This is a genomic window from Halobellus litoreus, from assembly GCF_024464595.1.
GTDB classification, from domain to species: Archaea; Halobacteriota; Halobacteria; order Halobacteriales; family Haloferacaceae; genus Haloquadratum; species Haloquadratum litoreum.
This window is the reverse complement of the sequence record NZ_JANHAW010000003.1, coordinates 218,322-242,421: the sequence shown is the minus strand read 5'-3', so window position 1 is coordinate 242,421 and position 24,100 is coordinate 218,322. Positions and strand designations below refer to the sequence as shown.

Below are 24,100 nucleotides of genomic sequence, written 5' to 3'. Positions count from 1 at the left end.
ATGTCCCGAAACGAAACCCAAGACGCGATTCGGGAGCGACACCGCAGCGCACACACCGAGGCGCTTCTGACGGTCGAGGTCGGACCCTGGATCGACGGCGAGACCGAGACGGCCGGCACGACCGTCGCGACCACCGACCCGGCGATCGACGAACCGATCGTGGCGGTGCCGGCCTGTGACGCGGACGCGGTCGACCGCGCCGTCGAGACCGCGTGGGACGCCTACGACCGCACGTGGAGCGAGGCGACGCCGGAAACGCGCTCGAAACGCCTCTCGGAGTGGGTCGACGCGCTCGAAGACCGGGTCGACGAACTGACGCGGTTGGAGTCACTCGACACGGGGAAGACGCTGCAGGAGGCGCGCGGGGAGGTCGAGGGCGCGATCGGGACCCTTCGATACTACGCTTCGGTCACGCGGGCGCAGACGGGCGAGCAGATTCCTACTGGGAGTGAACTGCATCTCTACACGCGCTCGGAACCGTACGGCGTCGTCGGGCAGGTGACGCCGTGGAACTTCCCGGCGTGGGCGACCGCCTGGAAACTCGGGCCGGCGCTCGCCGCCGGCAACTGCGCCGTGCTCAAGCCGTCCGCGCACGCGCCGCTGAGCACCCTTCGGATGGTCCAACTCTCGAAAGGGATCTTTCCGGACGGCGTCGTGAACGTGCTCACGGGACGGGGTTCGACGGTCGGTTCGGAACTGGTCGAACACGACGACGTGCGGAAAGTGTCGTTCACGGGGAGCGAGGCCGTCGGCAAAGGCGTAATGCGGGCTGCCGCCGCCCGTATCGCTCCCGTGACGCTCGAACTCGGAGGCAAGTCACCGCTCGTCGTCTTCCCCGACGCGGACCTCGACACCGCCGTCGACGCCGCGGCCGACGGCGTCTACTACAGCGCGGGCGAAATCTGCGACGCGCTGTCGCGCGTGCTCGTCCACGAGGACGTCCACGACGAGTTCGTCGATCGGTTCGTCGAGAGAGCCGAATCGTACGTACTCGGCGATCCGCTCGACGAGGCCACGACGATGGGCCCACTCACGAACGGCGAGCAGTTCGAGACCGTCCGGGAGTACATCGATGTGGGGAAGTCCGAGGGCGCGACCCTCGCAGTCGGCGGCGGCGTTCCCGACGACCCGGCGCTCGCGGACGGGCACTACGTCGAACCCACCGCGTTCACGGGCGTCGACAACGAGATGCGGATCGCCCGCGACGAGATCTTCGGGCCGGTGCAGACGATTCAGTCGTTCGAGACGTACGAGGAGGCCATCGCGCTGGCGAACGACACCGACTACGGTCTCGCTGCCGGCATCGCGACGGAGTCCACAGATCTGGCACACGGGGCGGCGGCCGATCTGGAGGCCGGAATCGTCTACGTCAACGCCTACGGGCCGATCCGTCCAGAGGGGCCCTACGGCGGGTTCAAGCAGTCCGGCATCGGCCGCGACCTCGGAGAAGAAGCGATCGAACACTACCGACAGACGAAGACGGTCTACGTCAACCTCGACGATCCATCGGAGAACCCGAACCTATGACCTCAGGAGAGAACATCCCGGAGTACGACTTCAGCGGTCAGGTAGCGTTCGTCACGGGCGCTGCTCGCGGCCAGGGGCGATCGCACGCGGTCGCCTACGCGGAACACGGCGCGGACGTCGTGGTAACGGACATCTGTGATTCCCTGGCGACCGCCGACTACCCGCTCGGAACGACGGCGGACCTCGAAGAAACGGCCGAACTGATCGAACGCGAAGGACAGGAGGCACTGCCCCTCGAGATGGACGTTCGCGACGAGGCACAGGTGCAGGCCGCCGTCGAGCGGGCGGTCGAGGAGTTCGGCCGGATCGACGTGCTCGCGAACAACGCCGGCATCTGGAACCTGGAATACCTCCACGAGATGAGCGAACAGCAGTGGGACGAGATGCTCGACACGGATCTCAAAGGGGTCTGGCTCTGCTCGAAACACGTCGCCCAGCACATGATCGAGCGCGGTGAGGGCGGGAAAATCGTCAGCACCGCCTCGACCGCCGGTCACGGTGCGAGCTACCGCGGTGGGCACTACACGGCCGCAAAACACGGCGTCGTGGGCTTGACGAAGTCGTTTGCCATCGAACTTGGCCAGTACGACATCAACGTCAACTGCGTGTCGCCGACGGGTATCGATTCGCCGATGACCCGAGGTCTGACGGAGAAATACGGACAGGAAGCCATCGCCGAACTCAACGAATACACCGGCAGTTGGAACGTGATAGACGAGGGACCAGTCGAGTCCCAGGACGTGACCGAGGCCTACCTGTGGCTGTCGAGCGACGCCGCCCGGTACGTCACCGGAACCGCAGTGGCCGTCGATGCGGGGCTGATGGCGAAATAAGGCCGCTCGAAGAGTCCGGGACCGAACCCCCTGTTCCGGAGCGTGCCAAACCTTTTTTGGAAACAAACGGATTTGTTGAGAGGGAGAACCATGGGAGTTATCGACACGCTAAAGCGGAAGCTCAATCAGGAGAACGCCTCCAGAGAGAGCGCCGGGATGGACAAGGAGTCGGGGGTGACGCGGATATTCTTCGCGACGGATATCCACGGATCGACGGCCTGTTGGCGGAAGTTCATCAACAGTGCGGACTTCTACGAGGCCGACGTGCTGATTCTCGGCGGCGACACCACCGGCAAGGCGATTTTTCCCATCGTCGACGAAGGAGAGCAGTACACGTACACTCGACAGGGCGACGAGCACACGATCACCGACGGGGACGAACTCGACGACCTCCTGGAGTCGCTCGAAAACACGGGCTATTACCCCTACGTAATGGAGCAGGCGGAGTACGAGCGGTTACAGGAGGCCGACGACGCCGACGACCGTCAGGACGAGATTTTCATCGCGGAGATGAAGTCCCGAATCGAGGAGTGGATCGAGTTCGGCGAGGAGCGACTCGACGACACGCCGGTCTACGCCAGTCCCGGGAACGACGACCCCTTCGAGATAGACGAGGTGTGGGAGTCGTCCGATCTCGTCCGCCTCGTCGAGGGCGAGGTCGTCGACATCGGCCAGGGGTATCAGATGGCCAGTTCGGGGTGGACGCATCCGACGCCGTGGGACACCGACCGCGAGGAGACCGAGGCGGAACTCAGAGAGCGCCTCGAGGCCGTCGTCGGGTCTGTCGACGACTACGACCGCGCGATTTTCAACTTCCACGAACCGCCGTACGATTCGGGGCTCGACGAAGCGCCGGAGTTGGACGAGGACCTCCGACCGAAGTTCGGCGCGCAGTCGACGGAACCCGTGGGGAGCGAAGCGGTGCGAGAGATCATCGAGGACTACCAGCCGCCGCTGTCGCTGCACGGACACATTCACGAGTCCCGCGGACAGACGGAGATCGGCGAGACGACCGCGATCAATCCCGGGAGCGTCTATTCGGAAGGATCGCTGCAAGGGGCGGTCATCGACCTCAAACCGGAGGTCGACGTCGTTGGCCTCGTGCGGGGGTAAATTTAATTATCGTCACGGAGTGCTACACGGTAGCAAGGTGCTACCGCCGTGAGCCAGAGCCAGCCGCGATCCGATCCGATCGAGGAGGCCGAGCGAGTGGTCAATCGGGCCGACGAACGGGACCTGACAGTCCGGCTGATCGGGGGGACCGCAATCAACCGCCACGCCGAGACGGCCCGTCGAGAGCCGTTCAAGCGAGGGTATCGCGACGTGGACTTCGTCGGGCGGCGCGAGGAGGAACAGGAGATGACCGAACTGATGATCGACCTCGGCTACGAGGCGAACGAGCGGTTCAACACGATGCGTCGGTTCCGACTGGAGTTCTTCGATCCGGTGAACGAACGCAAGGCCGACTACATCATCGACCGGTTCGACTTCTGTCACGCCTGGGGGCTTCGCGACCGGATCGACATCGATCACCCGACGGTCCCCATCGAGGATCTCCTGCTGTCGAAGCTCCAGATCGTCGAGGTCAGCGACCGCGACGTTCGCGACATCCTCGCGATGCTCAGCGATCACCCGGTGGAGGCCGGAGGCGACGACACCGAAACGATCGATTCGGCGTACGTCGCCGGCCTCTGCGCCGAGGATTGGGGGCTGTGGCGGACGGTGACGTTCAGTCTCGACAGGGTCCGCGAGTACGTCGACGGGAACGATCTCCCGATCGACGAGACCGAGGTTCTCGGGCGTATCGACGACCTCCGAAGCGAGATCGACGATCACTCGAAGAGCCTCAAGTGGAAGCTCAGATCGGTCGTCGGCGAGCACAAGCAGTGGTACAAACGGCCGGAACTCGGGTGACGGTCGTTCGGCGACGGCGTCGACGACTGTTCGTCGACCGTCGGACCGAGGTGGGGTCAAAACAAAAAACAAACCGAAACGCGGCGACGTCGCGTCGTCGACGCGATCAGTCTTTGGGGATCTCCGAGTGGAGATTGTCGAGGTCGACGCCCTCCTGAGCGCGGTAGGACTTCATTCCGAGGTAGATGATCGCCGAGAGGAGGTACAGCACGCCGAGGAACCCCATCGAACGCATATTGTTGAGGCCGTAGACGCTCTCGGTCGCCCAGAGGTAGAACACCGACAGGAGGATCAACACGTACACGCCCGCGACGATCGAGACCACCGGGACGCCGGCGATTTCGTACTTCGAGACGGGGTTCTTCGAGAACAGTTCCGGACGCCGCCACGGGAACAGCATACACGCGATCGTCGAGCCGAGGAACGTGACGGCGATCGCGAACGTGGCCGCCAAGGTCAGCGTCTGGAAGCCGGGCGCGAAGAAGTAAATCACCGTGAGGATCGCGGCCGGAATCGCCATCAGCAGGATGGCGTATATCGGGGTGTTGTACCGTCCCTTGACCTCCGAGAAGACCTCGGGGATCGTCCGGTCGAACGCCGTCGCGAAGATGACCCGCGTCGAAGAGAGGAAGACCGTCCCCGACCAGGCGAAGAACCACCCGGCCATCAGGATCGCCATAAGCTTCGCGAGGACGCCGTTCCCCATCGCGATGGCGGCCAGCGTCGTCGGCGAGGAGAGCCACTGCTGCGCGCCCGCGCCGACGAAGTAGTTGTAGTTCAGCGCCTGGTAGAACGTGTATCCGATCGCGGAGTCGAAGAGCGGCCACAGGACGATCGCCAGCCCCGCGGCGGCGAGCAGCGCGCCCTCGAAGACGCCGAACATCTTCTTGAACTCGCCCGCTTCCCGGACCTCACCGAACAGCGTCGACCCCCAGACCGTCCACATAATCCAGAACAACAGCATCGGGAACAGCTTGTACGACGCGCCCCAGTTGAGGTTCCAGGCCGAGGCGAAGCTCACCGACGTTCCCTCGATGATACCGTTGTAGGTCTGACCCATCCCCCACGCGGCCATCTGGGAGTCGAAAGCCGACTGGAACTGCGAGGGGTTCGTCGTGAGCAGTCCCCCGACGAAGAGGAGCAACCCGACGACGCCGACGTAGAACAGTGCCTGCTGGATTCTCGCGTACCACTTCATCCCGAGGCTGACGTAGATGAACACGAAGGCGACGACGATCATCGAGGAGGCGAAAAGCCCCAGACTCGAGTTCCAGAAGTTCGCCAGTTCGACGAATCCGAACAGGGCCGAAACCGGTCCCAACACGAGCCACGACAGGATCGACCCGTAGATCGGGACCCAGAGCCAGAGGATGAACACCCACCCGGGCCACGAGAGGAAGAACCCCCAGAAGCCGCTCAACAGCCGACTCTGCCAGACGTAGTCGCCGCCGACGCGGGGCATCGACGCCACCAGCGTCGCGTACACCACGTTCTGCAACGTGATCGCGACGACGGCGATCAGCGTCGCCAGGATCGGGCTCCCCTGCGGAATGAACGCGTTGAACGTCCAGATGTAGAAGCCCAACGTGACGATGTTTACCGACAGGAACGCGTATATTCCTGCATCGTACGACGACCAGTCTCGGACCAATCCGGTCGCTTCTCGGACGAATAAGGTATCGTCCCCTGACATCTTGAACCTCCGTGACAACCCTGAACGCGGTAACACTTAACGGTAATGGATATTTTATATAGTATAAATATAGAGTGAGAGAACGTGCTATAATTTTACTTATATATCTGTATTTCCTTCAAAAATAAATCGATCTAAGAGAAGTATCCAGCAAATAGAATCATACACCCGATTAATCGGGTTAGCACAGAAAATTTGTTTGTCGTATGTGCTATATATTTTATTTACTTTCTGAATTCTATACTTTCTGCTGTCGGTTCGTCACCGGAGGACGGTCGTTACGCCCAGTGTCTCGGTGATGAGCCACAGGACGAACACGAGGTAGCCCGCCAGCAGACCGTACGCTTCGCCGGTCGTGAGCCGCAGGTCCGTTCGAATCATCGCGAACAGGACCACCGTCGCGAGCGTGAGAATCGCGAACATCGGGACGGCTGTCGCGAAGTCAATCGTCACGCTCCCGGCGATGAGGACGCCGGCCGGAATGGCGACCAAGAGGTCGAACGTGTTCGACCCGAGGACGTTGGCGAGGCTCGTGACGCTGTTGCCATCGCGGGCCGAACGAACGCTCACGAGCAGGTCCGGGAGACTCGTCGCAGCGGCGACGATCGTCACGCCGGCGAGCAATTCCGGGACGCCGAACGTCTGCGACAGCGACTCGACGCTGCCGACGAGCTGTTCGACGGCGACGAGGATCAGCGCGAGTCCGGCGGCGAGCGTCAGCCACTGCCGCCGAATGTTCGCGTCCTCGACGCCCGCCTGCCCGAAGTCGGAGACGTCCTGCCACTGGATGAAGACGTAGAGCCCGTACAGGAGCAGCGGCACCACCGCGAGGGGGCGCGTGATCCGGCCGACGAGCGGGGGTTGGCCCGGGACCGGTACGTAGATGACCGCGAACGCGAACGTGATGATCAGCGCCGAGACCGCGATCATGTAGAACTGCGCTTCCTTGTACACCAGCGTCCGGTTCGTCTCCAGCGACTCCGCGGCGGCGAGTCCCGACAGCGAGGGGATCACCAGGATGTTGAAGATAGCGGAGCCGACGACGGCCCCCACGCCGATGTCGAACACGCCCGAGAGCGCCGCGAACACGACGCTCGCGAGTTCGGGAAAACTCGACCCGATCGCGACGATGATCGACCCCTGGACCACCGCGGGAAGCCCGTAGTGGGCGGCCAGCCCCTCCGCGCTCTCTTCGAGCCATCCGCTACCGATCCAGATCAGCCCGGTCGTGACGAGTATCACGAAGGCGTCGACGACCGGCGTGTGGGGGAGCAGTCCAAACAACGCCATCTCTCCGGAACGTCTCGAAGTAGGGGAAAGAACGTATCGGTCGGCAGCCGGGGCCGAGGGGGTCAGCCGGGTGGCGCGCGGTACAGCAGGTCGTACTGGTGGGCGACGTAGGTGAGTTCCCCCCGTTCGAGTTGCCGGCGACGGGTCCGGAGCCACGAGTCGAGGTCCTCGACCGACTGGGAAGCGGAGCCGACGGCCTCCTCGACGAATCCGAGGATCCGAGACAGGAAGTAGCGTTCGTCGCCCGGGTACCGCCGACCCCGCGGGCGGACGACCCAGTCCGAACTCCCGACCGTCAGGAGCGTCCCCTCGCGTCGGCGGCACAGATCGACGAGGTGGCGACCCGCGCGAACGTCCCGTCCCGGCCGCGCGTCGATCGCCGCGTGGTAGGCCCGCTCGACCGCGTCGTCGGCCGGATGGTCCGGCTGAAAGATGGTCCCCCCGTCGAACGTGATCGGGAGGTAGGCAAGCCCGGCCGGCCGGAGGGCGGACTCGACCGCCGAGACGAACCGGGGAAGCGAAACGAGGTCGGCGAACGCCTGGGCGACGACCAGGTCGCGGCCGGTGGTGGCGTCGAGGACCTCCAGGGCGTCTCCGACCTCGAAGCGAACGCCGAGGTCCCCGACCGCGAAGTCGGTCCCGAGGGCGTCGCCGTCGGTGGATCGAGCCGCCATCTCTTCTCGGTGAGCCCTCCCAGCGTTGCTCACGCGATAGCCCCGACGACGGAGGGTTTTGGGCCGGACGTCGCGGGCGAACGAGACGATCCGCTCGTCGGTGTCGACACCGCGGTACCGGCCCGAATCGATACCCCACGAGCGGAGCCGAGAGACCGTAACGCCGGTCCCGCACCCCGCTTCGACGATCTGCGGGTCGTGTGGGAGTTCGGTCAACAGCCGTTCCCGGACGCGTCGCGAGAGCGCTCGGTCGTCGATCGAGCGCTTCGACTCCAGGTATCTGGGTCGAGCGTGATTCATCGATCTTCCCGGGAGACTGTCATCCGTGCAGGCGACGGCTGTGGCTCGCCCAGGAGACGTCGTCTTCCCAGATCCGGACGGTCAGCCCCGTCGGCGTGGGATCGGCCAGCGCCTCGGCGACGCGGTCGCCGAACAGTCGCGCGAAGTGCTCGATACTCGGGTTGCGGCCCTCGAACTCGGGGAGGTCGTTCAGCAGTTCGTCGCGGTAGCGGTCTTCGAGGTCGTCCAGGATCGCGTCGACGGCGTCGATATCGACCAGGTACCCGTACTCGCCGAGGCTCGGACCCGAGAATCTGAGTTCGACCGTGAAGTGGTGGCTGTGCACGTCGCCCTCGGGACCGGGGTCGGGCACGGTCAGGTAATGCTGTGCGATGAACGATCTCGTGACGGTCAGTTCGTAGGCGTCGTCTGTGTCGCTCCGTGTCATAGTGAATCGTCTCGGTTGGATTATGATAAATCGTCTCTCTCGGCGTGGCGTGACTCGGCTGTCTGGGTGTGGTGAATCACGGGTACGTGAGCAGTACCTGCAGCACCCCGTCTCGACGGTCGTCGAGGAGGCGATACGCCTCGGGCGCGTCGGAGAACGGGACTCGGTGGGTGATGAGCGAGGAGACGTCGAGGTCGCAGAGCCGATCGAGCGCCGTCTCGGCCCGGCGCTGCTTCGTCCACCGACCGCGGGTCTCCGGCGCGAGCGTGCTCACCTGGCTCGACTCGACGGAGATGCGGTCTCGGTGAAACGACGCGCCGAGGTCGAGCGTGGCCGGCTTCTCGCCGTACCACGAGCCGACGATCACGCGCCCGTCGTAGCCCACCGCGTCGACGGCGTCGTCGAGCGCGGACGGACAGCCCGACAGTTCGTACGCGAGGTCGACGCCGCCGGGAGCCGCGTTCGGGGGACGGCCGTCGCTCCCGTCGGGTAGGAATTCGGACAACCGATCGGGAGCGACGGCGACGTCGGCTCCCATCGACCGGGCGCGCTCCCGCCGCTCGGGGATGGGTTCGACCGCGACCAGCCTGTCCAGCGGAAATGACGAGAGGATACCGATGGTGCAGAGACCGACCACGCCCGCCCCGAAGACGACGACCTCCTCGCCCACCCGCGGCCGGCCGTCGAGCACGAGGGACGTCGCGGTCTCGACCGACGGGAACAGCGTCATCGACTCCGGCGTCGCGTCCTGCGGGACCCGAAGGAGGTTCTCCGGGGCGATCGAAAAGCGGGTTTCGTGGGGGTCGAACGCGAACACCGACCGTCCGAGCCACTCGTCGTCGACCGCGTCGCCGACGTCGACGACCTCGCCCACGGCAGCATAGCCGTACCGCAGCGGGAACGACAGGTCGCCGTCGATCGTCTCGAACGTCTCGTCGGCCGGCAGGTCCGTGGGGGCTTCCCCTCGGTAGATGAGCAGTTCGGTTCCGGCGCTGATACCCGAAACGCGCGTCTCGACGAGCACCTCCTCCTCGCTCGTCTCGACGTCTGTCGGCCTGACCTCGGTTTCGAACGGGCCGGTGAAGTACAGCGACTGCCGTTCCATCAGCCAGTGACGCTTAGACGCGGGAATCGTTGCGGACCGGACACTCGAACGGACGCGGAGTCTCCGTCCCCGCCCCGGTCGAACGAGACAGTGCGCATAGCAAGTCGGATGATACGTTCTTGGTCGAACTACGTGGTATTCATACTGTCGGCCGTCGCGGCCTGGCAGGCTATCGGTGGAGACCCCGGCAACCGCGGTCGAGTTCCGTTAAGGGACGTCCCCATATCGGACCGACGATACCCGAATACCGAATTTTAACAACTCAATCAGATATAGTTAATAATTTATGCGAATTTAGGCCGGTTCGATAGCAGTGAAGTTAATAAATGGCGACCGGCTACGGGCGAGTAATGGCAGAACCGAGTCGGAACGAGTCGGATCGGCGTCCCGAGTCGGATCGCGTGGACGGTGACCCGCCGAACCGACAGGACCGAGCGGAGACGGCGACGTTCGGCGTGCCGGATATGGACTGCCCGTCCTGCGCGGGGAAAGTCGAGTCGAGCGTCTCCTCGCTCGACGGCGTCGAGGAGATCGATCCACAGGTCGCGAGCGGGCGGCTGAGCGTCACGTACGACGCGGACGTCGCGAGCGAAGGCGATATCGCTGAGCGCGTCGAGAAAGCAGGATACTCCGTCGAGGAGGGGACGACGGCACGCGTGACGTTCGACGTCCCCGAGATGGACTGCGCGTCCTGCGCGGGCAAAGTCGAGACCGCGCTCGACCGCGTCGAAGGGGTGACGTCGTACCAGACGAGACCGACGACCGGGAGCGTCAGCGTCACCTACGACGGGGAACGCGTCTCGGAGGCCGATCTCGTCGCGGCCGTCGAACGCGCGGGCTACGAGGTCACCGGGGCGACGGGCGGGGAGGGCGAAGCGGACGGTTCCGGTGCGGATCGCGATTCGATCTGGACGAGCAGCCGAGCGCTCAAAACGTGGGCGAGCGGCGTGTTCGTGGCGATGGGGCTGGGGTTCGAGTTCCTCCTCGTCGGCGCGAACGTCCGGATCGGGAGCCTCGTCGGGAACGAACTGTTGCTAGCCGACCTCCTCTTCCTCTTGGCCGTCGCGACCGGCGGGCAGGCGATACTCCGAAACGGGTACTACTCGGCACGAAACCTGAACCTCGACATCGACTTCCTGATGTCGGTGGCGATCCTCGGCGCGCTGTCGGCGAGCCTCGCGTTCGGCGAGGCGCTGTACTTCGAGGCGGCGACGCTCGCGTTCCTCTTCAGCGTCGCCGAGTTGCTGGAGCGGTACTCGATGGACCGCGCCCGCGACTCCCTCAGGGAACTGATGGACCTCTCGCCGAACGAGGCGACGGTGAAGCGGGGCGGCGGCGAGGAGACGGTCCCCGTGAAAGCGGTGGAACCGGGCGAGATCGTCGTGGTCCGACCGGGGGAGAAACTGCCGATGGACGGCGAGGTCGTCGACGGCGAGAGCGCGGTGAACCAGGCCCCGATCACCGGCGAGAGCGTCCCCGTCGACAAGACCGTCGGCGACGAGGTCTACGCGGGAACGATCAACGAGGGCGGATACCTCGAAGTCCGCGTCACGGGCGGCGCCGAGGACAACACGCTCTCGCGGATCGTCGAGATGGTGGAGGACGCTCAGTCGAAGAAGACCGAGCGCGAGCAGTTCGTCGAGCGGTTCTCGGCCTACTACACGCCCGTCGTCGTCGCGTTCGCGGTGCTTGTCACGCTCGGGACGCCGTTCGTCTTCGGCGTCGCGTGGCCCACGGCCATCGTCTACGGACTGACGCTTCTGGTGCTGGCGTGTCCGTGCGCGTTCGTCATCTCGACGCCCGTCTCGGTCGTCTCGGGGATCACGAGCGCCGCGAAGAACGGGGTGCTGATCAAGGGCGGGAGCCACCTGGAGGCGATGGGCGCGGTCGACGTCGTCGCCTTCGACAAGACCGGGACGCTCACCAGCGGCGAACTCGCCGTGACCGACGTGATCGCGCTCAACGGCAACACCGAGGAGGACGTCCTCCGCTGCGCTCGCGGCCTCGAACAGCGGAGCGAGCACCCGATCGGTGAGGCCATCGTCGCGGCGGCGGGCGAAGTCGGCGTCGATTCCGAGGAGGCCGGGTCGATCGAGGAGTTCGAGAGCCTCACCGGGAAAGGCGTCCGCGCGACGCTCGACGGGACGCCGCACGTGGCCGGCAAGCCGGCGCTGTTCGAGGAACTCGGGTTCGATCTCTCGCACGTCCACGCGACGACCGACGGCGGCGTCGTGACGCGGACGGCCCGGGACATCTGCGAGCGCAACGACTGTCTCGACCTCCTCGAAGAGACGGTCCCGGAGCTCCAGGCCGAGGGGAAGACGGTGGTGCTCGTCGGAACCGCGGACGAACTGGAGGGGGTCGTCGCCGTCGCCGACGAGGTCAGGCCCGAGGCCAGGCGGACGGTCGAGCGGTTGAAGGAACTGGGCGTCGGCCGAACCGTGATGCTGACCGGCGACAACGAGCGGACCGCCCGCGCGATCGCCGAGACGGTCGGCGTCGACGAGTACCGCGCGGAGTTGCTCCCCGACGAGAAGGTCGCCGCGATCCGCGAACTCACCGGGGAGGCCGGCGGAGACGGTGACACAGGCGGGGTCGCGATGGTCGGCGACGGGATCAACGACGCCCCGGCGCTGGCCACGGCGACGGTCGGGATCGCGATGGGCGCGGCGGGGACGGATACCGCGCTCGAAACGGCCGACGTGGCGCTGCTGGCCGACGACCTCTCGAAGCTCCCGTACCTCTACGAACTCGCCAACGACGCCAACGGCGTGATCAGACAGAACATCTGGGCGAGCCTGGGGATCAAGGCGCTGCTCGCCCTCGGCGTCCCGTTCGGGTACGTCCCCATCTGGTTGGCCGTCCTCGCCGGCGACGCGGGGATGACGGTCGGCGTGACGGGGAACGCGATGCGGCTCTCCCGATTGCGCCCCGACGACGCGTAGCATAGTATAAGTCCGTCCGGCGGCGACACGGACTATGCCAGGTGACCGGGTCACGGTGTCGCTCGACGAGGACGCCAAGAGCGCGCTCGAAGGATTGACCGAACGGACCGACGGGAGCCGCAGCGAACTGATTCGAGAGGCCATCGGGTTCTACGCGGCGAACTTCGACTCCGCGAAGGCGAGCGACAGCGACCATCTACAGACCTACTACGAGATGCTCTCGACGGGGGAACACGTGCTCTTGGACGTGGATCTGTTGCACGCGTTCCTGAGTCAGGTAGCGGATCCCGCGACGCGCAGCGACGAGTTCCTGGAGACGATCGATCAGGTGGCGCAGTACCACGCCGCCGAGTACGCAGAGCGGTTCGACTCGCTCGGCGACGTCCTCGAGTGGCTCTCGCTGTGCGGGTTTCTGACAGTCCGTCGCGCGGAGGAAGGGAGCTACCACGTCGTCTTTCCCTCCGAGGAGTTGCGGTGGTTCATGGTCCGGTTCATCCGCGGGAGCGTCGCCGACCTCCCGTTCGAGGTCGAGATCGAAGAGAGCGTCTCGAAGGTCCTGTTCACGGCGCGTGAGAAGTGACAGCCGCCACACGTTTCCACCCGCCGGCCGTGCGTTCACACGATCGATGAACTGCGCGTCGGTGGCTCACACTGCTGATGATTCGGTTGCACAGGCCTCTCAACAAGGCTTTTTTCCGATTATTCGCACCGTGACACTGGATATCAAGTCCATCGACAATGAATCTCATTCAACGACTCAAATCCATCGGTCCGGGTGCGATGGTCGCAGCGGCGTTCATCGGCCCCGGGACGGTCACGACTGCGAGCGTAACGGGCGCACAGTTCGGCTACGCGCTCCTCTGGACGATCGCGTTCTCGATCATCGCGACGATCGTCCTGCAGGAGATGAGCGCGCGACTCGGACTGGTCTCCGGGGAGGGACTCGGCGAGGCCCTCCGCGAGCGGTTCGACAGCCAGGCCGTGGAGTACGTGAGCATCTTCCTCGTCGTGGGCGCGATCGGGATCGGGACCGCCGCCTACGAGGCCGGGAACATCCTCGGCGGCGCGGCGGGCCTCGCGACGATCACGGGCATCGATTCGACGGTGTGGGGGATCCTGATGGGGCTCGTGGCCGCGGCCCTGCTGTACACCGGTCGGTACAAACTCATCGAGCGGGCGCTCGTCGGCCTCGTCGTCGTGATGGCGCTCTCGTTCGTGGCGTCGGCGGTCCTCATCGGCCCCGACTTCGGCGCGATCGCGACGGGCTTCGTCCCGGGCGTCCCCTCCGGATCGCTGTATCTCATCACGGGCCTCATCGGGACGACGATCGTCGGCTACAACCTGTTCCTGCACGCGAGCAACGTCCAGGAGCGGTGGAGCGGCCCCGACGACATCGGGCACTCGCGGACCGACACGATCCTCTCGATCCTCGTCGGCGGCGTGATCACGATAACGATCATGATCACCGCGGCCGCGGCATTCGAGCCGGGGACGCAGATCAGCGACGTCGGCCGGATGGCCGAGCAGCTCAGGCCACTTGCGGGTCCCTACGCGGAACTGTTCTTCAGCATCGGGCTGTTCGCGGCCGGGTTCACCAGCGCGACGACGGCGCCGCTGGCCGGCGCCTGGGCGACCACCGGCGCGCTCGGCTGGGACTCGGACATGAAGAGCACGCGATTCCGGGCGATCTGGGGCACGATCGTCGGGGTCGGCGTCCTCTCGGTCCTCCTCGGCGGCAGTCCCGTCGAGATCATCGTGTTCGCCCAGGTCGTCAACGGAATCTTACTTCCGATCGTCGCGATATTCCTGATCTACGCGATGAACCAAGACGACCTGCTCGGCGAGTACACGAACGGTCCGGTCGCGAACGCGCTCGGCGCGGTCGTGACGATCATCGTCGTGTGGCTCGGCGTCCGGACGCTCCTCGACGTGGCCGGGGTGTTGTAGATGGCCGGTAGGCGGATCGGCGTCGACGTCGGCGGCACGTTCACCGACGTGACCCTGGCGCTCGACGGGGACCTCGTGACCGCGAAGGTCCCGAGCACCGAAGACCAGAGCGAGGGCGTGATGGCCGGCATCGAGAAGGCCTGCGAGGAGGCCGGAATCGACCCCGAGACCCTGAGCGAGTTCTCACACGCGATGACGGTCTCCGTCAACGCGCTCCTCGAGGAGGACGGCGCGAAGACCGCCCTCGTCACGACCGACGGCTTCCGCGACGTCCTGGAGATCGGTCGCCAGGACCGGCCGTCGCTGTACGACCTCGACGCCGAGAAACCGTCGCCGCTTATCCCGCGGCGCCGCCGGTTCGAGGTCGCGGAACGCGCGACGACGGAGGGCATCGAACGCCCCGTCGACGACGACGAGGTCAGCGCCATAGCGGCGTCGATCCGCGACGCCGACGTCGAGGCCGTCGCGGTCTCGCTGCTGCACGCCTACGCGCATCCGGAGAACGAGGAGCGCGTGGCGTCGGTGTTGCGGGAGGAACTCGACGTGCCCGTGTCGGCCTCCCACGAGGTCCTCGCGGAGTTCCGGGAGTACGAGCGGACGTCGACGACCGCCGTCGACGCGTACGTCCGCCCGGCGATCGACCGATACGTGAGCCACCTCACCGACCGCGCGCGGGAGCGTGGCGTTCCCCAGCCCCGGATTATGCAGGCCAACGGCGGGATCACCGACGCCGACACGGTCAGACGGAACGCCGTCTCGACCGTCCTCTCGGGGCCCGCTGCGGGCGTCGTGGGCGCGAGCGCGATGGCGGCCGACGGCGACCGCTCGGCCGGCGACGGCGACGAACACTCGGGGCTCGTCACCTTCGACATGGGCGGGACTTCGAGCGACGTGAGCCTCGTCCGGGACGGCGAGGCCGCGCGGACGACCGAGGGCGTCATCAACGACCGGCCGATCAAGACGCCGATGGTCGACATCGAGACCGTGGGCGCGGGCGGCGGGTCGATCGCCTGGGTCGACGCCGGCGGCGCGCTCCGGATCGGACCGCGCTCGGCCGGGGCCGAACCCGGTCCGGCCTGCTACGGAAAAGGCGGCACGGAGCCGACGGTGACGGACGCGAACCTCGTGCTCGGCTACATCGGGGAGAGCACCAGCCTCGGTGGCGAGATGTCGCTCGACGTCGAAGCCGCCTACGACGTCCTCGCCGACCTCGCCGACGAGGCGGGGATGGACGGTCCCCAGGAGGCCGCCCGCGGCGTCTACCGCGTCGCGAACGCGAACATGACCAGAGCGATCCGCTCTGTGACCGTCGAGCGGGGGTACGATCCGCGGAAGTTCGGCCTCGTCGCGTTCGGCGGCGCGGGACCGATGCACGCGGTCTCGATCGCCGACGGCCTCGACATCGACCGGGTAGTGATCCCGCGGGCCTCCGGCGTCCTTTCGGCCTACGGGCTGCTCGCGGCCGACGAGAAGCGCGACGCGGTGCGGACGTACCAGCGCTCGCTCGCGTCGGTCGATCCCGACGAAGTCGACGCGCTGTACGACGAACTGGCTGAGGAGCTACTGCTGGAGGTCAGCGACCGGGAGCGGGCAGACGTGAGATACTCCGCAGACCTCAGATACGCCGGACAGAGCTTCGAGCTCACCGTGGACGTCGACCGGCCGTTCGACGCCGAGGAGGCGGGCGAACGGTTCGCGGCTGCGCACGAGTCGGCGTACGGCTACCGAGCGGACGAACCGGTCGAACTGGTCAACTGCCGCGTGACGACCACGGTCCCCCGGAACGCCCCGTCGATCGAGTACGTCGGCGGCGAGGATCCGCAGACGGGGACCCGCGAGGCGGCGTTCGCCGACGGGCTCCACGAGACGCCGGTGTACGCACGCGAGCGGTTGGCACCCGGCGGGACGTTCGAGGGGCCGGCGGTCGTCGAGGGCGACGAGAGCACGGTCGTCGTCCCCCCGAACTGGGACGTACGAGTGCGCGACGACGGGGCACTGATCGCGGAGGTGAGAGAATGAGCGACGAACGCGAGACCACGGGCGGGCCCGTCGAGCCGGACGACGGAGAAGGATCGGACTCCGGCAGCGAGGCGTCCGGCACGAACACGGAGATCGACCCCGTGACGCTCGAAATCCTCCGGAACCAACTGGAGAGCGTCGCCACGGAGATGGGCCACGTGCTCATCCGCGGCGCCTACTCCCCGAACATCAAGGAGCGGCAGGACTGCTCGACCGCGCTCTTCGACGCGTCGGGACGGATGATCGCCCAGGCCGAGCACATCCCGGTCCATCTCGGCGCGATGCCCGACGCGGTCGACATCGTCCTCGAAAAGGATCCGAAGCCGGGCGACGTCTTCATCGTCAACGACCCCTTCGCCGGGGGGACGCACCTGCCCGACATCACGCTGGTCTCGACGGTGGCGCCCGACGACGAGGTGATCGGCTTCGCGGTGACGCGGGCGCACCACGCGGACGTCGGCGGCAGTTCGCCCGGGAGTATGCCGCCGGGGGCCCAGGAAGTGTACGAGGAGGGGCTCCGCCTGCCGGCGGTCAAGCTCGTCGACGGCGGCGAGCCGAACGAGTCGGTCTACGAGCTGATCCGCGCCAACGTCCGGACGCCGGACGAGCGCGAGGCGGACCTCCGGGCGCAGCGCGCCGCCAACGACCGGGCAGAGCAGCGCATCGGAGAGTTACTGGACGAACACGGCGAGACGCTGCTCGACGCGTTCGACGCCGTCATCGACTACTCGCGCGAGCGCGTCGAGGCCGAACTCGCCGATATCCCCGACGGGACGTACCGAGCGCGGGACGTGCTCGAAGGCGACGGCGTCACCGACGAAGACATCCCAGTGAACGCGGCCGTCACCGTCGACGGCAGGTCGATCGAGGTCGATTTCGCAGGGACGGCCGACCAGGTAGCGGGGAACCTGAACGCGCCGCTCTCGGTGGCCAAGAGCGCGGTCTACTTCGTCGTCCGCGCGATCACCGACCCGGAGATCCCGCCGAACCACGGCTGTTACGAGCCCGTTTCGGTGTCGGCGCCGGCGGGGTCGGTTCTCAACCCCGAACCGCCGGCGGCGGTCGTCGGCGGCAACGTCGAGACGAGCCAGCGGGTCACGGACGTCACGCTGGCGGCGTTGGCCGAGGCGGTCCCGGAAGAGGTCCCCGCCGGCGGGCAAGGGACGATGAACAACCTCATCATCGGGGACCGAACCGGGGAGTTCACCTACTACGAGACGATTGGCGGCGGGTTCGGTGCCCGCCCCGAGCGGGACGGGATGGACGGCGTGCAGGTCGGGATGACCAACACCCTCAACACGCCCGTCGAGGCGATGGAGACCGAGTACCCGCTCCGCGTGGAGCGGTACGCGCTCCGACCGTCCAGCGGCGGCGACGGCCGCTATCGGGGCGGACTGGGGCTCGAACGGACCGTGACCGTCGAGACCGACGCGACCGTGTCGCTTCTGACCGAGCGTCGGCGGACGGCCCCCGCCGGCGTGAACGGTGGCGAGGACGGTGCGACCGGCGAGAACCTCGTCGACGGCGAGGCGGTGCCCGCGAAGGCCTCCATCGACGTGGAGGCGGGGACGACCGTCTCCATCCGGACGCCCGGCGGCGGCGGGCACGGCGACCCGGACGATCGGGACCCGGCCGCGAGAGAAGGCGACCGCCGCGACGGGAAGGTGGACGGCCAGTGACGCGACTGGGCTTGGTCGTTCCCTCCTCGAACACGACGGCCGAACCGGAGTTCCGCGGCGCGCTGCCCCCGGATGCCACGATCCACGCGGCGCGGATGCCGCTGGAGGACGTGACGGCCGACGAACTCGACGCGATGGCCGACGGCGCCGAACGGGCGGCAGCGCTGCTGTCGCACGCCTCGGTCCACGGCGTCGCGTACGCCTGTACCACCGGGAGCCTCCTGCACGGGTCGGGGTTCGATTCGCGGCTGGAATCTCGGCTCTCCGAAGCCGCCGGCGCGCCGGCGGTCGCGACCGCGCTCTCGGTCGTCCGGGCGCTGCACGCGCTCGACGTCGAGCGGGTCGCCGTCGCGACGCCGTACGCGGCGGATCTGGACGAACTGGAACGCGAGTATCTGGCCGACAACGGGTTCGAGGTGGTGGCGCTCGACGGCCGCGGACTCGTCGAGAACGTCGCCATCGGGGCATTGACCCCAGACGAAGCAGAGCGTCAGGGTCGGTCGGTGCTCGCGGACGCACCGGACGCCGACGCGTTGTTCGTCTCGTGTACGAACTATCGGTCTATGCCCGCCCTGGCGTCGCTGGAACGCGATTTCGGCGTCCCGGTCGTGTCGAGCAACGCGGCCACAGTCTGGGACCTGTGCCATCGCGTCGGCGTCGAACCGAACCTGGACGTACGGCTCGCAGACGTGACACCCGCTAACGGGGACTGACGCGTCTCGTTTCTGCTCGTTCGCCATTCGTGGAGTGTCGAGGTCCGAATCGGTCGGGGGCCGCGCCTATTCGGCACGGATCCGGATCCGAATCCCGTCCGGGTCCCTCGTCTCGATTCCGCCGTCGCGTTCGTCGGCAGGGACTCCGGCGTCGTTCAGACGCTCCCCGACCGCTCGCAGCGCCGCCTCCGTGGGGACGAGCACCTCGAACCATGCCAGGCCGCGACCGCCCGCCGGGGAGGACCGCCCGTTCCAGGCGTTGAGTCCGAGATGGTGGTGGTACCCGTCGGCAGCGACGAACAGCGCCGAACCGGCGTCCATCCGCACGTCGAATCCGAGCGTCTCGACGTAGAACTCGCGGGCGGTCGGCACCGACGTAACCTCCAGATGGACGTGTCCGAGAGAGGTTCCCGCGGGCGCGTTCGGTCCGCCGCCGGACTCGGCTGCGACACCGTCGAGGTCGAGCGGACGCGTCGCCATCGCCACGCCACCGTCGGGGGTCCGGGGCCACTCTTCGGGCGGCCGATCGCGGTAGAGTTCGACCCCGTTGCCTTCAGGATCCGAGAGGTAGAGCGCCTCGCTCACGTCGTGGTCGGACGCACCGTCGAGCGTCCAGTGCTCCCTGATCCGTTCCAGCGCCGCGCCGAGCGCCCCGCGGGATGGGAGCAGGAACGCGTTGTGGAACAGACCGGCCTGGTCGCGGCCGCGGGGGGAGGCGTCAGCGTCGCGGCGCAGGACGAGAAGCGGCGTGCCGTCGACGCCGAGCGTCGCGGTGTCGGCATTCCGCTCCAGAATCGCGAGGCCGACGACCGTCCGATAGAACTCGGTCGTCGCATCGAGGTCGTGCACGGAGAGCGCGGTGCGGCCGAGTCGCGTCTCCGGAGGGAGCGACGGAGAATCTTCGGAGCCTGTCATTGGCCACACAGACGTCTCCTGGCTGGGAAGCCATTTCGATCCGGAGGGAGACTCCGTCCCGGGTCAGAGGACGTCGAGGACGACGACGGAGAGGTAGATCTGTCCCAGGCCGGCGACGACGAGGATCACGCCAGCGGCCTGTTTCAGTCGCCCCGAGTAGCCGCCGAGCGAGCGCCAGGCGTCGACGCCCGCGTCCGAGAGCAGCGTCACGCCGAGTAACGGGACGGCGACCGTCGCGGCGTAGGCTCCGAGGACGGTGGCCCCCCGCATCGGAGAGAGCGAGGACGCCTGCGCGACGACGCCGAGGAACAGCGGCACGACGCAGCCCGCGGCGGCGAGAGCATAAACGGCACCGAAGACGCCGAAGCCGAGGAGCGACTCCGGCCGCTTCGGAAGCGGGACCGTCGGCGACGCGCGGCCCGAGAGCACGAGCAGTCCGAAGACGACGAGAAGGCCGCCGATGACCGGCTCAAAAAGCGGGAGCACCGAGGTGAGTCGCTGTCCGACGGCGAACACCAGCGCGGCGATCCCGCCGAGCGAGAGGATCGCGCCCGCCGCCGCCGTGAGGCCGGCGACGAGCGCCGGCGGTCGACTGTCCTGTTGGAGATAGAAGCCGACGTACCCCGGGAGCAGCGGAAACGCACAGGGGGCGAAGAACGTCGTGAGCCCCGCGCTGGCGGCGAAAGCGACCGTTCCGAGGAAGGCTGCGGAACTCACGACTCCTCGAGCACCCGGTCCAGTTCGGTCCTGAGCGTGTCTGAAAGCGTCAAGCCGGCCTTCTGCCAGCGGATCGAGCCGGAAGCGTCGGCGATAGCGTGATACGGGATGCCGCCCGCCCCGAGCGCCGCCATCAGGTCGCCGTCGGGGTCGGTGCCGACGGTCCACGCGCCGTGGTGGCGTCGCCACCAGGACCGGAGATCCCGCTCCGTGAACGTCCCGCCCAGGCGTTGGTTCGTGATCGAGACGAACCGGACGCGGTCGCCGTACTCCTCGTGGAGCGTCGAGAGCACGTTCATCTGTTCCTCACAGGGCGCACACCACGTCGCGAAGAGGTCGATGAACGTCGGCCTGTCCGCCTGCGGAACGCTAACGTCGCCCGCCTCCGAGCCTGGCGCGTCGATCGTCTCGAACGTGAGCGGAAGCCCCGAGGAGTCCCCACCCGTCGTGACCGGGAGGTCGCCGCGGACGGCGAGGACGCTCCCGCCCGTGAGTCCGAGCCCGCCGATCGCCGTCAGGAGTTGTCGTCGGTTCATTGATCAGAGCGGTGAGACGACTACCCGTTCCGGACCGTTTCGAGGTCGTCGATCACCCGTTCCGGGTCCGGGGAGTCAGTCCGGTAGGCCCGCTCGACGTAGCCGTCGGCGTTCACGAGGTAGGTCATCGCCGAGTGGGCGAACATATACATATCCATCTCGTCGGGATGCGTCCGCTCGAAGGTGACGCCGAACTGCTCTTCGACGGTCGCCTTGGCGCGCTCGACCGACGCCGGACGCAGGAAGTGCCAGTTGCCGGCGTCGAGCGCGACGTTCATCTCGCCGGCGTAGGTTTCGAGGCGGTCGGCGTCGTCGCGCTCGGGGTCGAAGGTCACCGGGAAGAACGCCACTTCGTCGGCGTACTCCGACTCGATCGAGTGCGTCTGGACGTTGCGCATCGACTGGATCAGGACCGGGCAGACCGTGTTACAGTGGCTGTAGAAGAACGTGTAGAGCGCCGGCCGCTCGACCGAGCGGGTCGACACCTCCCCGCCGCCGATCGGGTCCGGAAGCGTCACCGCCGGGACGCGTTCACCCCAGGCAGGGTAGGGCAGTTCCTCGCTCGTGTACTCTCGGTCCGGTTCCGCGAGTGCGACGTCGGGGTTCGAGTCCCCGAAGCCGAGACAGCCCGCGGTGCCGACGACGCCCGCGGCCGCCGTCCCCTGGAGGAAGGTCCGTCGTTGCATTCTGGATGTATTGTGTCAGGTTTGCACGGCTATAAGGAACGCGGTCGGTTCCCGGCGAGTGAGAACGACAGCGTCGCCGCCGCAGTCCCGTGAAACAGGAGAGAAACCGCCGCTATCGAATCGACACGTCGGGCAATTCTGCGTCGACGACGCCGACGCCGAACCCGGGGATGGAGGCCTCGCCGACCCGCCATTTCGCGTCCTCCGGCGCGTCGACCGCGACGGGGTCGCCGCCGAAGTTGAGAACCCACACGTAGTCGTCGCGTTCGGTGACGCGGACGGTGGCGGGGAACCGCTCGGCGTGGGGGACGGCCGCCCGTTCGAGGAGGTCGACGACGAGCGCGTCGGCGAGGTCCGCCTCGGGCCAGACGCCGCAGTACGTGACTGTACCGTCACCGAAGGAGTGGTCGAGAACGGCGGACCGGTCGGCCGCGACGCCGGCGGTGTACGCCCCCACCGCCGTCGCGTCGTCGGGGTCGAGCCACTCGGCCCAGGTCCGGAAGTCGTACGTCTCGCCGCGGTAGGTGAGGCGGGTCTCAACCGACTCGGGGAGGCTCTCGTGCTGGTCGACGCGCCCCCCGACGAGGTCCGCGAACGGACCGGGCGCGAGGTCCGGCTGTAGTTGGTTCCCAGGCCGCTTGTACCCGGTTCGCGGACCGACGAGCAGGTGACCGCCGTCGGCGACGTACGCCTCGAAGCGACTCGCGAGCGACTCCTCGGCGAGGTGGAGCGTCGGCGCGACGACGGCGTCGTAGCCGTCGAGCTCTATGTCGGCACCGGGCGAGACGTCGATCACGTCGACCGACAGTCCGCGGGCGCGGAGCGCCCGGTAGAAGGCGCCGACGAGCCCCCAGTAGTCGAATTCGGGGGCGTGCGGCTGTTCTGCGAGCGCCCACAGGTCCTCGTAGGAGAAACACAGCGCCACGGGCGCGTCGACGCCGTCGAGTTCGCCGAGTTCCTCGAACTCCGCGGCCGCGCGGGCGGCGTCCGCGTACCCGCGGTCGGGCGAGCCGTCGTGCTTCCGCAGGCCCGCGTGGTACTGCTCCTGCCCCTGCCGGCAGCGACGCCACCGGAAGTAGGAGACGACGTTCGCGCCGTGGGCGACGGCCTGGTGCGCCCACAGCCGCATCGCGCCCTCGCCGGGCTGCGGACAGCGCGGCGGCCAGTTGACGTCGCCGGGCTGTTGCTCCATCACCCAGAAACCGTTCGGGCCGCGGTAGAGGTCGTGATTGAGGCTCACCTGGTCCGGATCGCCGGCTCGGAGTCTGTCCTCGGTCACCGCCTCGGTGTTCCGGTCCTGCGCGAAGCCGGTCGGATAGGAGTCCCAGGTGGCGAAGTCGAGCGCGTCGCCGACGCTGAAGGAATCGAGCGTGTCGAAGTGGCCCATAAAGTTGTGCGTCACGAACCACTCGTCGTTCGCGTCGCGCAGGATGTCGGCCTGCAGTCGGTTGTACTCGACGACGCTCTCGTTCGCGAAGCGGGCGTACTCCAGCAGGCGCGAGGGGTGGTGCTCGGCGGCGGTGTGCCGCGGCGGGTCGAGTTCCGCAAAGGAGCCGTGCTGCTGGCTCCAGAACGTCGTCCCCCACGTCTCGTTGAGCGACTCGACGTCCCCGTACCGCTCGCGGCACCACTCGCGGAACGCCCCCGCGCAGTCCTCGCAGTAGCAGCGGACGGTCTCGTGACAGCCGTACTCGTTGTCGGTCTGCCAGCCGACCACCGCGTCGACGTCGGCGTAGCGCTCGGCCATCTCCCGGGCGATTCGCGCCGACTCCTCGCGGTAGACGTCGGAGTTGAAGCAGTAGTGACGGCGGCTTCCGAACTCGCGGGTCGTCCCGTCGGGTTCGACCTGGAGGATCTCGGGGTGTTCGTCGACCAGCCACTTCGGCGGCGTCGCCGTCGGCGTGCAGAGTACCACGTCGATGCCGGCGTCAGAGAGCAGCGAAATCGCGGTGTCGAGCCACTCGAAGTCGAACTCGCCGCGCTCGGGTTCGAGCCGACCCCACGAGAACTCGGCCATCCGGACCACGTCGATGCCCACCTCGGCCATCTGCCGGACGTCGGTCTCCCAGCGCTCGCGCGGCCAGTGTTCGGGGAAGTAACAGACCCCGATCCGCGGGGTCGCCGCGGCTGTAGCGGGCGCGCGATTCGTTCCGTCGTCGGTGTCGATGTCGTCAGTCATA

General features: G+C 67.2%; 20 protein-coding genes. 10 read left to right on the top strand and 10 right to left on the bottom strand.

Annotated elements, in window-relative coordinates; translation table 11 throughout:
* The 4 genes from NO360_RS15470 to NO360_RS15455 all read left to right on the top strand — a co-directional run bounded on the left by NO360_RS15470 (position 1) and on the right by NO360_RS15455 (position 4,274).
* On the top strand, positions 1-1,527 hold the full coding sequence (locus NO360_RS15470; protein WP_256308749.1) for an aldehyde dehydrogenase family protein: 1,527 nt from the start codon (positions 1-3) through the stop codon (positions 1,525-1,527).
* Positions 1,524-2,360: a mycofactocin-coupled SDR family oxidoreductase gene (locus tag NO360_RS15465; RefSeq protein WP_256308748.1), complete on the top strand. Its 837-nt coding sequence runs from the start codon at positions 1,524-1,526 to the stop codon at positions 2,358-2,360. The genes NO360_RS15470 and NO360_RS15465 overlap by 4 nt, the downstream gene beginning before the upstream one ends.
* A 90-nt stretch (positions 2,361-2,450) precedes the next feature.
* Entirely contained in the window at positions 2,451-3,473 is a 1,023-nt protein-coding gene (locus NO360_RS15460) for a metallophosphoesterase family protein (protein WP_256308747.1), read from the top strand.
* 48 nt (positions 3,474-3,521) lie between these two features.
* Complete coding sequence (locus NO360_RS15455; protein ID WP_256308746.1) at positions 3,522-4,274, top strand: hypothetical protein; 753 nt, start codon at positions 3,522-3,524, stop codon at positions 4,272-4,274.
* 106 nt (positions 4,275-4,380) lie between these two features.
* Here the strand turns inward: NO360_RS15455 and NO360_RS15450 are convergent, their stop codons facing one another.
* The 5 genes from NO360_RS15450 to NO360_RS15430 all read right to left on the bottom strand — a co-directional run bounded on the left by NO360_RS15450 (position 4,381) and on the right by NO360_RS15430 (position 9,763).
* Entirely contained in the window at positions 4,381-5,967 is a 1,587-nt protein-coding gene (locus NO360_RS15450; RefSeq protein ID WP_256308745.1) for an APC family permease, read from the bottom strand.
* A 261-nt stretch (positions 5,968-6,228) separates the two neighbouring features.
* Entirely contained in the window at positions 6,229-7,257 is a 1,029-nt protein-coding gene (locus tag NO360_RS15445; RefSeq protein ID WP_256308744.1) for a sodium:calcium antiporter, read from the bottom strand.
* 62 nt (positions 7,258-7,319) lie between these two features.
* Positions 7,320-8,231, bottom strand: coding sequence for an SAM-dependent methyltransferase (locus NO360_RS15440; protein WP_256308743.1), 912 nt, complete (start codon positions 8,229-8,231; stop codon positions 7,320-7,322).
* A gap of 19 nt (positions 8,232-8,250) precedes the next feature.
* Positions 8,251-8,658 carry a 6-pyruvoyl trahydropterin synthase family protein gene (locus tag NO360_RS15435; RefSeq protein ID WP_256308742.1) on the bottom strand — a complete coding sequence of 136 codons (408 nt, stop codon included), beginning with the start codon at positions 8,656-8,658 and terminating at the stop codon, positions 8,251-8,253.
* Positions 8,659-8,734: 76 nt separating this feature from the next.
* Positions 8,735-9,763: a zinc-dependent alcohol dehydrogenase gene (locus NO360_RS15430; RefSeq protein ID WP_256308741.1), complete on the bottom strand. Its 1,029-nt coding sequence runs from the start codon at positions 9,761-9,763 to the stop codon at positions 8,735-8,737.
* Positions 9,764-10,113: 350 nt separating this feature from the next.
* Here NO360_RS15430 and NO360_RS15425 point away from each other — a divergent pair, with 350 nt between their 5' ends.
* The 6 genes from NO360_RS15425 (at position 10,114) to NO360_RS15400 (ending at position 19,066) form a co-directional block, all read left to right on the top strand.
* Complete coding sequence (locus tag NO360_RS15425; protein WP_256308740.1) at positions 10,114-12,708, top strand: heavy metal translocating P-type ATPase; 2,595 nt, start codon at positions 10,114-10,116, stop codon at positions 12,706-12,708.
* 34 nt (positions 12,709-12,742) lie between these two features.
* On the top strand, positions 12,743-13,288 hold the full coding sequence (locus NO360_RS15420; RefSeq protein WP_256308739.1) for a ribbon-helix-helix protein, CopG family: 546 nt from the start codon (positions 12,743-12,745) through the stop codon (positions 13,286-13,288).
* Between the two features lie 158 nt (positions 13,289-13,446).
* Positions 13,447-14,655 carry an Nramp family divalent metal transporter gene (locus NO360_RS15415; protein ID WP_256308738.1) on the top strand — a complete coding sequence of 403 codons (1,209 nt, stop codon included), beginning with the start codon at positions 13,447-13,449 and terminating at the stop codon, positions 14,653-14,655.
* A complete protein-coding gene (locus NO360_RS15410) occupies positions 14,656-16,674 on the top strand; it encodes a hydantoinase/oxoprolinase family protein (RefSeq protein WP_256308737.1) in 2,019 nt (672 codons plus the stop codon).
* Positions 16,671-18,353 (top strand): hydantoinase B/oxoprolinase family protein, encoded by a 1,683-nt coding sequence (locus NO360_RS15405; RefSeq protein ID WP_256308736.1) that lies wholly within the window; start codon positions 16,671-16,673, stop codon positions 18,351-18,353. The genes NO360_RS15410 and NO360_RS15405 overlap by 4 nt, the downstream gene beginning before the upstream one ends.
* The gene (locus NO360_RS15400) at positions 18,350-19,066 is read left to right on the top strand and encodes a maleate cis-trans isomerase family protein (RefSeq protein WP_256308735.1); all 717 of its coding nucleotides are present in this window, start codon (positions 18,350-18,352) and stop codon (positions 19,064-19,066) included. Before NO360_RS15405 ends, NO360_RS15400 begins: the two co-directional genes overlap by 4 nt.
* 66 nt (positions 19,067-19,132) lie before the next feature.
* Here the strand turns inward: NO360_RS15400 and NO360_RS15395 are convergent, their stop codons facing one another.
* The 5 genes from NO360_RS15395 to NO360_RS15375 form a co-directional block, all read right to left on the bottom strand.
* Positions 19,133-19,981 carry a VOC family protein gene (locus NO360_RS15395; protein ID WP_256308734.1) on the bottom strand — a complete coding sequence of 283 codons (849 nt, stop codon included), beginning with the start codon at positions 19,979-19,981 and terminating at the stop codon, positions 19,133-19,135.
* Positions 19,982-20,044: 63 nt separating this feature from the next.
* Complete coding sequence (locus NO360_RS15390) at positions 20,045-20,698, bottom strand: cytochrome c biogenesis CcdA family protein (RefSeq protein ID WP_256308733.1); 654 nt, start codon at positions 20,696-20,698, stop codon at positions 20,045-20,047.
* Positions 20,695-21,234 carry a TlpA family protein disulfide reductase gene (locus NO360_RS15385; protein ID WP_256308732.1) on the bottom strand — a complete coding sequence of 180 codons (540 nt, stop codon included), beginning with the start codon at positions 21,232-21,234 and terminating at the stop codon, positions 20,695-20,697. Before NO360_RS15385 ends, NO360_RS15390 begins: the two co-directional genes overlap by 4 nt.
* Positions 21,235-21,254: 20 nt before the next feature.
* Complete coding sequence (locus NO360_RS15380; RefSeq protein WP_256308731.1) at positions 21,255-21,920, bottom strand: SCO family protein; 666 nt, start codon at positions 21,918-21,920, stop codon at positions 21,255-21,257.
* 112 nt (positions 21,921-22,032) lie between these two features.
* Positions 22,033-24,099 carry a beta-galactosidase gene (locus tag NO360_RS15375; protein ID WP_256308730.1) on the bottom strand — a complete coding sequence of 689 codons (2,067 nt, stop codon included), beginning with the start codon at positions 24,097-24,099 and terminating at the stop codon, positions 22,033-22,035.
* Position 24,100: the final 1 nt, after the last annotated feature.